Here is a 12,582-nt window from a genome sequence, read left to right as displayed (position 1 = left end):
GCCATCTGTGAAAATCTACGTTATCTGTGCGTCCTGTGTTCTGCTATAACTTTATTTTTGAATTCCTATAAACTCGTATAGTAATCTCATTGCATTCTTTTCTCGCTCCCCGCCGCATTTTTTGACGATGGAATTGTAATATTCGATACAATCAAAATATTTTTGCTCTTTCAAGACCACATATCTTGTGGCATGGATCGCAGCCTCTATAACAGCGTTGAAACCGCGATTTATTGGCTGAAGTTTTCGTGCGGTTATTTTCCCCTTTACAGGCGATAGCTCAACAACTGAAATATTCTCACCTTTTTTGCAGGTACAATCAAATATAATCCAGCCCAGCGTATCTTTTAGCAAAGGAAAACTATCAACCAATTCAAATCTTTCAGATTCAATGTCGGAGAGCGCGGACTGCACGAACAAAACCGGGTCATCCACTATATTCGCCGCAGCGATGGGCTTGCTAAGTATATTATCTAATGTCTTTGAGTTATAAATCCTGGCAAAGAGCCTTCCATCCTTCCTGTGTAAACCCATCGGTGCTGCATTGGGCACCCCACCGGGCGAGATGGTTGTAAGGATTATCTCGGATATTCCTTCATGTATCCCATATTCTTCAATATCAATCAAAATCTCATCCCCTCAAAAAGCGCAACAAATAATCCTGCAATAATTATATCTGCAGTTGAGCCGGGGTTGATACCTTCCTTTAACAGCTCATTATCAAAAGAGTGAATTTCATCCCTTATATCGCCCATGTCAGCTTTTTGCAATATCTCCCTGGCGCGCATGGAGACCTGTTCTGCTTTTTTGCTGTCGAACTTTGTCTGGATAAAAGTATCCTTATTGCTGGATAAAAGCTCCATAAATGTAAGAACAACTGCATCATTAATGCCATGGTTTTTGATTTTATTCCTTATCGACCCGGAACATTCAAAAGTTTTTTGGAAACCATTTACCCATTCATTCGCTAACATGTCATAACTGCTGGAAATTTCCATCATGTTAAAAAGGGTCAAACCCTGCGCCCGTATTTTATCAATGGAGGCAGCATCACCGAGAGCGAGGTCATCCACAGTTTTAACTTTTACTCTGGCTTCGGAGAAAGCCCTGTAAAACTCGATTGCATCCTCTACTGTCGTTTCTTTTACAACATTTTGGACCTGCGCTTTCAGGCATGTTTCATTTTCACACTTACCTGCAGCCATCACAAGCGGGATGAGCAATATAAACGCACCGAAATGCGTATTGCCACCTTTCTGCCATAGCGTGCTTTTCTTTACGGCTTCATGGATGAGCGCGCCGATGCCGGATTTTGAGTGCGCCGCCTTTTCCAGCACCGGATATACGCCCACGGCGCTTGCGAGGAAATGCTCGAATCGGGTGTCTGTGTAGTTATGGTCTCTGTCGATGTTGCCGGGCTTGGGTGTGGCTGAGACTTCAAGCAGCATGGCAAGTTGGGTGCAGCGGGCAATGTGGGATGGGGACATAATATATTTGTTATATAACAGTTTTGTTATATAACAATCTTGTTATATTGCTCTCAATAAGCATAATAAACCAGAGTATATCTTCCTTAACCGTTGAGCATTCATCCCTCTTTCTTCAATATACCCCTCGCCGCAATCACTCCTGTCGCCGCCGCGTTCACGATATCCCTCGACAAACCCGCGCCATCACCCGCAGCGAACAGGTTCCCGACCGAGGTCTCCATGTTCCTGTTAACTAAGACTTGCATAGAATAGAACTTGACCTCAGGCGCATACAGGAGCGTGGAATCAGACGCCACCCCCGGAATTATCTCATTCAGGACCTCAAGCCCTTCCTTTATATCTGTAACAATGCGGTGCGGAAGAGCCATTGAAATATCACCCGGTGTAACGTCCTTCAGTGTATTGATCACCGAATTCTTCTTGAGCCTCTCTTCGGTACTGCGCCTTCCTCTTCGCAGGTCGCCCATCCGCTGGAGTACCGGTTTCCCTCCGCCGATGGTGGTGGCAAGCTTCGCGATCGACCTGCCGTAGCGCACGGTGTTCTCCATGGGCTCCGTGAGTTCTATCCTTACGAGAAAGGCAAAATTCGTGTTTTCGGATTGCAAATTCCTCAGGGAATGCCCGTTTGTGGCTATGAAACCCTCGTACTCTTCCTTAACGACAAAGCCATGCTCGTTGGTACAGAATGTCCTGACAAAATCATCGTAGGTCTTTGTCTGGATATGGAACTTCGGATCGCGGTTGATCTTTGTAATCGGATCCATGATAATCGCCGGGACTTCTACTCTCACACCCACATCGATTGGTGCATATTTTGCACTTATCTTATGCTTTTTTACGATTTCATCCACCCATGTAGCACCTACCCTTCCGGGAGCGATTATCGTGAAACCGGAGCTGATGCGGTCACCGTCTTTTAGTATTACTCCCGTGCAGACGCCGTTTTCGATGACCAGGTCATCTACCTTTGTATCAAGCAGGAATTCAATACCCCTGTCTTTGAGGTCCTTCTCAAAATTACCGATAACTTTCGGTGCATTATCAGACCCCATGTGCCTCTGGGTAATTTCAATGAATCTTGCTCCGAAAGCCGCAGCGCTGCGTTTTAACTCTTCGACCTTATCACCCCTGGGAATGTATAGTTGTTCAGGCGCGCCGTATCTAACAAAAACCTTATCCACATGATCGACCAGTTCCCAGGCATACTCGGGGTCTCCGGTTTGCTCGGCAAGGTCACCCCCTATGTCGGGGCGAAGGTTCAGCGTACCATCGGAGTAAGTCCCTGCCCCGCCGACGCCGCACATAATATCGCACGGGTCGCAGTGAGTACAGATTCCCCGGCGCTTCATCTTGCATTCGCGCTCATCTATATCTCTCCCCTGGTCTATGACGAGTACACTCTTCCTTCCTGCAAGTTCATCTGCTGCGAACATGCCCGCAGGCCCGGCACCCACGATCAGGACGTCATATTCATTTTTTGCGGTTTCACGATATCACCTCTGGAAGTATATCCATATCCCGCGCCATCCTGATCTCGCGGGCGATACGCCGTCCCATGGAGAGCTTTTCATCCACAAGATCAGAATACGGTGAGCCTGAAATGAACAGGTTCGTTCCGGCTACGATGCGCGCTGAAATCTCAAAAACCTTTAACTCAAGTGAATCGGTCACTACCGTTTCAAGGCAGAACGGACCGATCATGCCCCCGAACAATTCAAGCGATTTTTCAACCACCTGCTCACCCATCTCAAATATCCTGGGAAGGAGAGATTCCCTGATCATAAGAGGCAGGTTGCCTGTTACCACGAAGGTGGGATATATCCCGGCCTCAGCAAGCTCCGTAGGCGAACCTATCCTGAATATCTCATCGGCATTTGATTCCACGCGCCTGTCTATGCCCAGGAGTTCAAGCGTGCCCCTGCTCAATTTATAACCGTCCGATTTTATTGGTGAATAAAAGTAATGCATGTAATAACGGGTCCCCAGGACAAATTCCTGTATCGTGTATTTCTCGGCAGGATTGATCCTTTTCCTGAAATCCGAGTAATTCTTAACCACAAAGAAACCCATGCCGCCTTTTGCCCCGTAATATTTCACCATCATGGGTGAGTCGATATCCTCAGGATTCTTTATCTGCTTCGGCATTTTTATTCCCGCGGATTCAAGCCACTTACGGCTCATATCCCGGTCTGATTCCCATTCAAGCACCCTGCGGTTGCCGTACGTGGGGAGGCGCAGCTTCTGGAAATTCTCCGCACCCAGGTATTCCACAAAAGAGCCGTGGGGGATTATTAGGGCGTTTTTTGCTGCAAGTTCATCGGCTTTTGACAGGATCTCTTTGTAATCTTTTACGACGAAAAATTCATCAGGCTTTGCTTTCGGGAAAGCGTCGTAGAACTTCGGAGGCGCGCCCATGCAAATACCGATGGTCCTGAATCCCTCTTTTCGTGCGCCGTCGAATATCTGCAGGCTGCTGTGCGAGCAGACCGTGGCTATGGCTATGTTGTCTTTATCATAATTCTCTAAAATGTCAAGTATCTCCTTCGTTTTGACCATTGTGCACCCATGTAGTGCAACACTTATATAATTTACTTGGTTAATTAAGGTTGTGGAAGCTTGCTTCCATAAGCCTTATTATTACAAAAACCAACTATTATTCAGGGGGGCGTTGCAGCTTGTGTATTGATGTTAAGCGGAATTTCTGCATTTTAAATTTTTTTATAAACAATCAGGATAGCCAATAGCACGAAACTGCAACGGTCTCAAAAGAGAATACGGGGGAAAATTATGAGAAGAGAACAGATTATAATAGGACTGGGAATATTAATAATACTGCTGGCGCTGGCAGGAACAGGAAGCTCAAGAAGTGTATATGACGGGAATTGTGGATTTTGCCATGTAACGTTTACACAACCTGTAAATTTGACAGCGACCGGCAGTTATTTCAAAGATATCCACAGATTTGATGGCACAGCAGTGCCGACAACGACTGATAGTTGCACTGAATGTCATGTAGCTCCACCGACTACTGATTTAAATTTAACATCTACAGGCCAAAATTACAGCAGCAGCCACAGGTACAATGATACCACGCTTGCATCAGCAAATCTTGGTCCGCCTGCTTGCTACAACTGCCATGTGGACGTCAATGGAAGTAACTTCAATCTACTTACAGGCCCACCAACGTACCTGAAATCTAATACATGCGAGAACTGCCACAAGCAAAAGTACGATAACTGGACGGGAACGATGCATCGTGTCATGCTGACAAGTAACAACACCGCTCAGTCAATGGGTCTCCCGACCCCGCCGGGTTCCGGCTGGGAGAATATGACCTATGTAATAGTGGGCAAGCCGGAACTGAGATACCTGAATGAATCAGGATATCTGTTCAAGAGGTACTTCGCAGAGAACCAGACTTTTGCAGATTACGGCCCCAGGCAATACACATGCGGAAGCTGCCATACTACAGGTTATAACGCTTCCGGGAACCAGAGCGGATTACCCGGTATAGTAGGGACATGGAGTGAGCCTGGTATTGCATGTGAGGAATGCCACGGACCGGCAGGCAATGGGCACCAGGTAGAGGCTAACGTTTCCGAGCAGGTATGCCTGCAGTGCCATAACGGATCAACGAGGCAGGGCACATGGCTATCAAGCGCTCATTCGCCGCCTCTTGAAGCACCAGCAGAATGCCTGAAATGCCATTCGCCGTTCGATTATGCTAAAAACAGGACTGTGACTGGTGAGACCGCTATCAATGTGGTGTGTGCAAGCTGCCACAATCCTCACAATACGTCTGATGATCAGTACAGGGAGCTGCTCTCTCCGGGAGGTTTCAATGCAACTAAGATGGCGGATGTAAAAGATGCAAAGAATAGTTTATTTAACTCAAGTGCCAGCAGGGAAGCAGGTAAAGATATCTATGATACGCTCAGGACACCCGCGCTGATATACGACAGGGACGAGAGCTATCCCGGGCCGATCAACGTGACCGGTCCTATATCTGAAGTGCTCTGCTCTAACTGCCACTATAACCACGGATTGGGCCACATAGGCGAGGTTAACCTTTCCCATGCCAGAAAGAATTATCCAGGGCTTGGGCTACAACCGGCCACATGCATCGAGTGCCACATGGCAGGCGCTCAGAAGAACCATTCCTTCAACGTAAAGGATGAAAATAACTTCCCAAGTGCTACGTGCTCGCGCGGAACAGCATGCCATGTTACAAGCGATCAGAATTTGAACCACAGCAGGTTCTCAGTAGTTCCTGTGGTCAAGGAGTGGAAGGCAAGCCGCCATAATAATACTGATTTTGTGGAGGAAGGCTCTCCGGAAAATACTTCAAGGTGTGCCAGATGCCACTCGCCGATTAACTGGGATCCTCAGAACGAGACAACGACTATAGCGCCTGAAGACTACAAGGGCGTTACCTGCGCTATCTGTCATAATATCCACGACATGGGAGACTGGCTTACCAGGACAGAACAGGCGTTCGGAACGCAAAAACCCTATGCATGGTACGATCGGGATGCATTACCCAGACCGTTCGGTTATCGGGCTAACTATACCATGGAAGCGACGACAACAGGATTGTGCACTAACTGCCATGAAAACAGACCGGATACTTCAGTACCCGGCTGGACAGGACGCGGACCGCACGGCGCTGTAGTGCCGCATATCTCGACTCAAAAAGAGATGTTCCTTGGTTCCTTCAAGGAATCGAACCTGAAGTTCGAGTGTGCTTCATGCCATATGTATATCAAGCAGATTGATCCAGCGAATACTACAGAGCCTGTGCTGCCTGACAGTCAAAAAGTAACAGGGCATACTTTCAAGGTTAATGTAACAGGACTGCAGAGCGACGGCTCATGGAATGGTACAGCATGCTCAGGCTGCCATGCAGAGGGGTCCCAGACCGGCACTATCAGCAATAAGATCATGAGCATCCAGACAGAGATCCAGACAAAATGGAATGCTACCAATGATACGGTTGAGAACGCCTGGAACATATATAATGCCTCCACAGGCGAGAAGAACCTGAGCGGAAATAAGCTTGCAGAGGCGTTCTTTAAACTTTACCAGGTAAGGAACGACCGGAGCTGGGGCGTGCATGATCCGCAAAAGGCGATTAATCTGCTCAATGATTCAGCGAGGCTTGCAGAAGAAGCCAATGCATCCCTCGGGCAGGGCGAGACGCCGGTGATGACATTCAACATATCGGGATTCAAGATAAACAGCACTACAGGTGATGGCATTCAGGGCTGGCTAATTTCGGCTGAGAATGCCACAACAGGCATTCCGGTATCCAATACCACAACTGATACGACAGGCTACTACCTGATACCGAACCTGGTAAACGGCACCTATATTGTGGTCGAGGAGACAAGAGCAGGGTTTACTCCCAATGGCTCGATTTCTCAGAATGTTACCATAGCCGGTCAGGACATCACGAACATAAACTTCACAAATACGCCAGTGACACCAACAGTAACTGCAACAGCGACACCAACAGTAACTGCAACAGCGACACCAACAGTAACTGCAACAGCGACACCAACAGTAACTGCAACAGCTACTCCGACTCCGACTCCGACGCCAACTCCAACACCCAAGGCTGGCAGCATCTCAGGCTTCAAGGTAAATGACACAAATGGCAACAGTGTATGGGAGCCTGGAGAAACGGGTATAGAGAACTGGAATATCATGCTTCTGGATTACACAGGCACACAAATAAACAGTACATCGACCAATGCTTCAGGCTTCTACCAGTTCACGAACCTTACCCCGGGTGCCTATAATGTAACTGAGGAAATAAGAGCAGGATATACTCCTACCAACTCCACATCCAGGGTGATAACCGTCGAAAATAAGGATGTAACGAATGTGAACTTCCTAAATCAAGTCACAGTGACACCAACACCATCGCCAACACCATCGCCAACTCCAACACCTGCAGCCGGCAGCATCTCAGGCTTCAAGGTAAATGATACAAATGGAAACAGTGTATGGGATCCTGGAGAAATGGGCATAGAGAACTGGAACATCAAGCTGATCGGGACCGGAGCAGAAACTGTTGGAATGAATAAAGAAACTACCACGGATACAAACGGGTTTTACAGTTTCGAAAATCTAACAGCAGGGAGTTATATCCTCATGGAAACGCTAAAGGATGGTTTCGTACCCACCAGCGCTACTGTTAAGGCCATCAATATTGCAGAAGGTGAGAATTCCACAAATAATAATTTCATGAACAGACCGATAAGCAATCTGTCGTGATACCTTTTGCCCCGGCTACAGGCGAAAGTAGAGGCAGTCAGAGCTTAAATATTAAAACCTGGTAAAATCGGCAGCGGTAGGGGAAGATTCATCAGGGGCTTCTCTTCCCGTTGCTGACGATTTTTTCCATTACTATCCGAACCATATCACTTATCTTCAATCGCTCGTTCTGCTCAATTACTGTCATCGAAGGGCGGAGTACCATTATGTTGAAAGCCATCCCGCCAATCCATACTACGGTTGCCAGATAATGCAGCCAGAGAATAATGATGTTTGTTATCTCCATTTTTATCACCTCTTTTGCATGAAAAAATTACCCCCCCCTGCGTCTTGCAGGGGTCGGATTTCAGATTCTGTTCAGGATATTTTCTTGCTCTTTTCCCTCGTTCTCCTCTTTTTTATTCCCTTTAGGGTATGGCAACTGCGTCTCCTTATTTTTGTTAATCGGGATGCACCACTGGCACATTTTATCACCTCCTTTTATCTTTATACTTACTTCAGTTAGTAAAGTATTTAAACTACAAAGTTTAAAGTTGAATAGCTGCTATCGAAAAAGGAAGTAATTATGCAAAAAGGAAGCAGGAAATGTGCCGCATACGAGGATGATATATGCCTGTGTTCCATTGAAGGCATTATGGGCGTCCTGAGTAAAAAATGGGCTTTATTGATTATCAGCGCCATAGGGAATAACCGGAGGCTGCGCTATAATGAACTTGAAAAAAAGCTGGATGGTATAAGCCCAAAAACATTAGCAGACAGGCTTAGAGAACTGGAGGATGTGAACATAATCAAAAGAGAGGCATTTGCTGAGATACCTCCAAGGGTGGAGTACTCACTAACAAAAGATGGAGTAGAACTGAGAAACGCTATAATACCTTTGATGAAATGGGCATTATTGAGAGATATCAGGCTTTAATTCTCTGCCGTCTACAAATATCCTCGGTTTTGTTATAATAGCATCCAGATGAATCCCGGCCATAACATCGCCGCCGATGGTGCTGCTGTCACCCAGCCCGACGTGTATTGTTCCTCCAGTTTTTTCATCCTCAAGGGAATTTCCAATCATTCTTGCATCGGGATTAAGCCCAAAACCGAGTTCTGCTATATTATAAGCCAATTTCCCGACACTATCAAGCAATGTTATAAGCTCATCCGCTCGTTCTCCCATTATTTCACTGATGTACCTGTTTTCCACTGTTATCTCTATCGGAGAGCTAAGAAGCCCAAGTTCGCTTATGGTTCCATCCACCACGATTTTTCCCTCTGCATTTTTCGGTGCAACATATACCTCGCCGGCAGGAAGATTTATACAGCATCCTGGAGCGCAGCATAAGCCGGTATCAGCTTTCCACTTGCATCCACTGACTTCAAAAGCAACGTCTGTCCCAAGATTCGTGGTCACTCTGATTTCTTTTGCTGAACTGAGAATGGAACGCGTGTCCAGAACAAGCTTGCTTACTTTTTTGTAGTCAGCAGTAATCCCCCCACTGGCCATCATCTCTTCTGTTATTCCAGGCATTGTGGCCATACGCGCTCCACCGCAGCCGCATTTCGTACGTGCCTGCGTATGTGAGAGAGATTTACTGGTCGGCGCGATCACAACATCAACATTCCTCGTCGCCACCGCGATTGCTCCGGGCGGCTCTTTACCCGAATGGGCGCGTGGGAGCATATTGACCAGCATTGCCTCACACCCGATATTGGAGGCTGCATCAAAAAAGGCTTGAGCTATTAATGCTGAAACTGCGGTATCTGTTACTACGAGTAATGATTCCCCGGGCTTTGCGCCCATGTTTATTTCTAAAATCTTACTGGCAGTTTGCAGAATTTCCGTTTTAATACTGTTTTTCAACTAAAAAACCCCTCAGAAAAATGCCATCCTCTACCATTTGTTATTGCTTTATTATTTTAATTTCAGGAAATATCTGATGAGTTACGCAATAATAGCCAGGGCACCTCTCCTTGGCGATTTCATTCAGTCTATTTAACTTTTCCATATTTGCATCTGTATCCACTATCATTTCCCATTTGAGATGCTCTAATATAGGGTTTTGAGTGACACCAAATGCCCTTGTCAGATCCATGTTCGAAGTAGCCTTTATCTTAAAGCTTTTAAGTACAATTCCTTCCACAGCAGCCCATTTTGCAAAGGTTGCTGCATAGCAGGCTATTAAACCATAAATGCAGTACTGAACAGGGTTAGGGGCCGTGCCGCCGCCACCCAGAATCAGTGTCTCATCAGATTGAATGGCGATCTCGCCTCCTTTTTCTGTTTTTATCTTTGATTCAAACTGGGGACCGGTTTTACCGATCCTCCATTCACCTTCAATTTCCATTGTTTTCTTGCCATTGGCAGGGTCTTTTCTTGCTTTTTCAACTGTTTCCTTGAATTTGTCTACATCTACTCTGTTTACTATCATTTTTTCACCTTTTTAACCAAATACTAAAATCCTATCCGATTCTTCGACTATATGGAGCATATCATGCATAGTAGAGATAGGGCAAACCTCGCTCCCCTTCATCTGCCTTAGTTTCAGGCAGGTTCCGCATGCAAAAATCTGACCTTTATGCTCTACAAACAGTCCTATCTGTTCCTGAACATTGAATTTTTCATCCTGAATATTTTCACTCTCGACGCCTTTACCCAGAAGAAATACTTTTACCTCGTGCTCCATTAGTAAAGAAGTGGTGCCGAATCTAAATGCATTCCACACAGTTTCTGGTTCGTTAGTGTTTATTATTATTCCAATTTTCATAGCATCCTCTTTACTAACTTTTCATTCTCTTTTAATTGTTCCAGAAGAACTTCTCTCATCAAATCGCATGCCTGCATTATTTTCAGGTTTGCGATTTTGTAGTAAATATTTGCTCCGTCCCTTCTTGTGGTAACAACGTTATTCTGTCTCAAGACTGTGAGATGCTGTGAGACGTTTGCCTGCGGCACACCAGCCAGTTCGGTCAGCTCGTTCACTGTTTTCTCTCCATCTCTGAGAAGGCTTATTATTTCCAGTCTTTTGGGATTTGTAAAGACCTTACATATCTCTGCATGCATTTCAAAAATTTTCTTGTCCATTTTATATACTCCAGTTCATATTTTAACATTAAAGATTTTAATGAGCATTGCGGTTTCTTCTTTATATTTCAGATACTCTTCACCAAATTTTTCTTCCATCTCTTTTTCCTCTTTCTTTGCAAGCCGAATATACATGATCAACAGGATGGGCCACATTATCACTGTAAGTATAGTGGGCCACTGGATGATGAATGCAGAAGTGATCAGTAAAATGCCCAGGTACTGCGGGTGGCGGGAATATCTGTAGATGCCGTCCTTCACCAGCCCTGTAGCTTTATGTATTTTCCTCCATCCCAGCACGATCAGGGCAAGCCCTGTCAGAATCATTATCGAGCTTACCGCCATCACCAGAAATACCCCTTTATCAAGTTCCAGTATTCCAAGACGGTCTAGTGCAACTGCTATCAGATGACCGGTTTCGCCTGTGGGCTGTATCGAGATGCCAAGGATAGAGGATAGAAAGAAAATCGTAAGGGGAAAGCCGAACATCTCTGTAAACAGGGCGACCATGAAAGCCTCATATATTCCAAGCGTTTTCCAGTCGCGCTTTCTCGGAGCGTAAGCAAATCCCACGGCAAAAAATGTGAAGAATAAAATGCTTGCAATAACAGCCGCCCAGTTCCCGTACCAGACCATGTTTACTCCGTCAGTTCTTTTTCCATCTCAAGGTACTGCTCTTTTGTTATTTCGCCCCTGGCGTATCTCTTTTTCAGGATAGCAAGCGCGGACTCAGGCGTTTCTTGTGATTTTTGTGTTCCAGCATTTATAAGTGAAATCACAAGCCAGATTATTGCTCCCCAGAATAACACCATTATGATTGCTCCAAAGCCCATGCCAGAACCCATCATTCCGCCTATCATTCCGCCTCCGAATAACACGATTACTACCATAAGTAGCGCAATAGTTATCCACAGCGTTGAATCTTTGTTGCTCATTTTTTATCAATCTCTTCAATTTTGGATTCTAAACTATATTCTAAATTATGAATATTCGTATATATGAATGTTCCTTTGTCGTCATTCCTTCACACCTGCTATTACAACGAATCCGCCTTTATCCGCTCCTTTTGTCTTTTCCTCTATTTCGTGTGGTTGCAGGGGGATCTGATACGATTCAACGTATTTTATTCCAATACTGCGCAGAATATCGATAATTTCGTTACCTGAATAAAAAGTAGCCAATTTGTAAAACTCACTTTTCTTTCTTTTTGCCTCATAGAATCGCCCTAACTGGCTATCTTTATTGATTTCCCCAACGATCAGTCTGCCGCCCCTTTTTAAAACCCTGCGAGCCTCGCTCAGGACATTTACTGGATTTTCCACAAAACAAAGAGTAACCACTACGAGAACAAAATCAAAGGTATTATCTTTAAATGGCAGATTTTCACCAACCCCTTGGATTACTTGAATACCACGCTCTCTTGCAAGCTTCAGCATGTTTTTTGAGGGATCAATGCCTATTTTAACACCAAGGGGTTGAGCAAACCTTCCGCTTCCCACACCAACCTCCAGACCAAAACCCTCAGGTATAACTTTTTTTAAGGCTTTAAGCTCTGAGAAATAAGTAGTCCTATGCTTCTCAAACCACGCTTCATACTTTTTCCAATTTCTATCAAATATTTTAGCGCTATTTATGGTCATGGTTTCTATCCTTGAAATATGGGAATAAAAGAAGTACGAACTTTGTCAAATCGCTTTCAAGAGCACTATATGTTTTAATTCCTTGCTGTTGCCATATATC

At 45.4% G+C, this 12,582-nt stretch carries 14 protein-coding genes; 2 read left to right on the top strand and 12 right to left on the bottom strand.

The window, feature by feature from the left end:
• Positions 1-51: 51 nt before the first annotated feature.
• The 4 genes from MNV_RS08210 to MNV_RS08195 all read right to left on the bottom strand — a co-directional run bounded on the left by MNV_RS08210 (position 52) and on the right by MNV_RS08195 (position 4,046).
• Entirely contained in the window at positions 52-627 is a 576-nt protein-coding gene (locus tag MNV_RS08210; RefSeq protein WP_179293873.1) for a DUF447 domain-containing protein, read from the bottom strand.
• On the bottom strand, positions 624-1,487 hold the full coding sequence (locus MNV_RS08205; RefSeq protein WP_096205120.1) for a triphosphoribosyl-dephospho-CoA synthase: 864 nt from the start codon (positions 1,485-1,487) through the stop codon (positions 624-626). Before MNV_RS08205 ends, MNV_RS08210 begins: the two co-directional genes overlap by 4 nt.
• Positions 1,488-1,588: 101 nt before the next feature.
• Positions 1,589-2,950 carry an NAD(P)/FAD-dependent oxidoreductase gene (locus tag MNV_RS08200; protein WP_096205118.1) on the bottom strand — a complete coding sequence of 454 codons (1,362 nt, stop codon included), beginning with the start codon at positions 2,948-2,950 and terminating at the stop codon, positions 1,589-1,591.
• Between the two features lie 25 nt (positions 2,951-2,975).
• The gene (locus MNV_RS08195) at positions 2,976-4,046 is read right to left on the bottom strand and encodes a formate--phosphoribosylaminoimidazolecarboxamide ligase (RefSeq protein ID WP_096205117.1); all 1,071 of its coding nucleotides are present in this window, start codon (positions 4,044-4,046) and stop codon (positions 2,976-2,978) included.
• Positions 4,047-4,277: 231 nt separating this feature from the next.
• Between MNV_RS08195 and MNV_RS08190 the strand changes: the two genes are divergently transcribed.
• Positions 4,278-7,769, top strand: a complete 3,492-nt coding sequence (locus tag MNV_RS08190; RefSeq protein WP_096205115.1) for an ammonia-forming cytochrome c nitrite reductase subunit c552 — start codon at positions 4,278-4,280, stop codon at positions 7,767-7,769.
• Between the two features lie 91 nt (positions 7,770-7,860).
• Here the strand turns inward: MNV_RS08190 and MNV_RS08185 are convergent, their stop codons facing one another.
• Complete coding sequence (locus MNV_RS08185; protein ID WP_096205113.1) at positions 7,861-8,055, bottom strand: hypothetical protein; 195 nt, start codon at positions 8,053-8,055, stop codon at positions 7,861-7,863.
• A 279-nt stretch (positions 8,056-8,334) separates the two neighbouring features.
• Between MNV_RS08185 and MNV_RS08180 the strand changes: the two genes are divergently transcribed.
• On the top strand, positions 8,335-8,685 hold the full coding sequence (locus tag MNV_RS08180; protein ID WP_096205111.1) for a winged helix-turn-helix transcriptional regulator: 351 nt from the start codon (positions 8,335-8,337) through the stop codon (positions 8,683-8,685).
• Here the strand turns inward: MNV_RS08180 and MNV_RS08175 are convergent.
• The 7 genes from MNV_RS08175 to MNV_RS08145 all read right to left on the bottom strand — a co-directional run bounded on the left by MNV_RS08175 (position 8,662) and on the right by MNV_RS08145 (position 12,482).
• The gene (locus MNV_RS08175) at positions 8,662-9,621 is read right to left on the bottom strand and encodes an aminopeptidase (protein WP_256999996.1); all 960 of its coding nucleotides are present in this window, start codon (positions 9,619-9,621) and stop codon (positions 8,662-8,664) included. The two genes, MNV_RS08180 and MNV_RS08175, sit on opposite strands and share 24 nt — an antisense overlap.
• Before the next feature lie 40 nt (positions 9,622-9,661).
• On the bottom strand, positions 9,662-10,189 hold the full coding sequence (locus tag MNV_RS08170; RefSeq protein ID WP_096205109.1) for an OsmC family protein: 528 nt from the start codon (positions 10,187-10,189) through the stop codon (positions 9,662-9,664).
• Between the two features lie 12 nt (positions 10,190-10,201).
• Positions 10,202-10,525: a DsrE family protein gene (locus tag MNV_RS08165; protein WP_179293872.1), complete on the bottom strand. Its 324-nt coding sequence runs from the start codon at positions 10,523-10,525 to the stop codon at positions 10,202-10,204.
• Positions 10,522-10,842, bottom strand: a complete 321-nt coding sequence (locus MNV_RS08160; RefSeq protein ID WP_096205108.1) for an ArsR/SmtB family transcription factor — start codon at positions 10,840-10,842, stop codon at positions 10,522-10,524. Before MNV_RS08160 ends, MNV_RS08165 begins: the two co-directional genes overlap by 4 nt.
• 15 nt (positions 10,843-10,857) lie before the next feature.
• Positions 10,858-11,478 (bottom strand): methyltransferase family protein, encoded by a 621-nt coding sequence (locus MNV_RS08155; protein ID WP_096205107.1) that lies wholly within the window; start codon positions 11,476-11,478, stop codon positions 10,858-10,860.
• A gap of 2 nt (positions 11,479-11,480) precedes the next feature.
• Positions 11,481-11,777, bottom strand: coding sequence for an SHOCT domain-containing protein (locus MNV_RS08150; RefSeq protein WP_218837947.1), 297 nt, complete (start codon positions 11,775-11,777; stop codon positions 11,481-11,483).
• A gap of 81 nt (positions 11,778-11,858) precedes the next feature.
• A complete protein-coding gene (locus MNV_RS08145; RefSeq protein ID WP_096205105.1) occupies positions 11,859-12,482 on the bottom strand; it encodes a class I SAM-dependent methyltransferase in 624 nt (207 codons plus the stop codon).
• Between the last annotated feature and the right edge of the window lie 100 nt (positions 12,483-12,582).

Source organism: Candidatus Methanoperedens nitratireducens, from assembly GCF_900196725.1.
Lineage (GTDB): Archaea > Halobacteriota > Methanosarcinia > Methanosarcinales > Methanoperedenaceae > Methanoperedens > Methanoperedens nitroreducens_A.
This window is presented reverse-complemented; position numbering and strand designations above follow the sequence as displayed.

What these genes read in the sequence shown, in the direction of transcription:
- MNV_RS08195 (WP_096205117.1), bottom strand. Translation starts at nt 4,046, where the DNA reads ATGGTCAAAACGAAGGAGATACTTGACATTTTAGAGAATTATGATAAA.
- MNV_RS08155 (WP_096205107.1), bottom strand. Translation starts at nt 11,478, where the DNA reads ATGGTCTGGTACGGGAACTGGGCGGCTGTTATTGCAAGCATTTTATTC.
- MNV_RS08180 (WP_096205111.1), top strand. Translation starts at nt 8,335, where the DNA reads ATGCAAAAAGGAAGCAGGAAATGTGCCGCATACGAGGATGATATATGC.
- MNV_RS08160 (WP_096205108.1), bottom strand. Translation starts at nt 10,842, where the DNA reads ATGGACAAGAAAATTTTTGAAATGCATGCAGAGATATGTAAGGTCTTT.
- MNV_RS08190 (WP_096205115.1), top strand. Translation starts at nt 4,278, where the DNA reads ATGAGAAGAGAACAGATTATAATAGGACTGGGAATATTAATAATACTG.
- MNV_RS08170 (WP_096205109.1), bottom strand. Translation starts at nt 10,189, where the DNA reads ATGATAGTAAACAGAGTAGATGTAGACAAATTCAAGGAAACAGTTGAA.
- MNV_RS08185 (WP_096205113.1), bottom strand. Translation starts at nt 8,055, where the DNA reads ATGGAGATAACAAACATCATTATTCTCTGGCTGCATTATCTGGCAACC.
- MNV_RS08165 (WP_179293872.1), bottom strand. Translation starts at nt 10,525, where the DNA reads ATGAAAATTGGAATAATAATAAACACTAACGAACCAGAAACTGTGTGG.
- MNV_RS08150 (WP_218837947.1), bottom strand. Translation starts at nt 11,777, where the DNA reads ATGAGCAACAAAGATTCAACGCTGTGGATAACTATTGCGCTACTTATG.
- MNV_RS08145 (WP_096205105.1), bottom strand. Translation starts at nt 12,482, where the DNA reads ATGACCATAAATAGCGCTAAAATATTTGATAGAAATTGGAAAAAGTAT.
- MNV_RS08205 (WP_096205120.1), bottom strand. Translation starts at nt 1,487, where the DNA reads ATGTCCCCATCCCACATTGCCCGCTGCACCCAACTTGCCATGCTGCTT.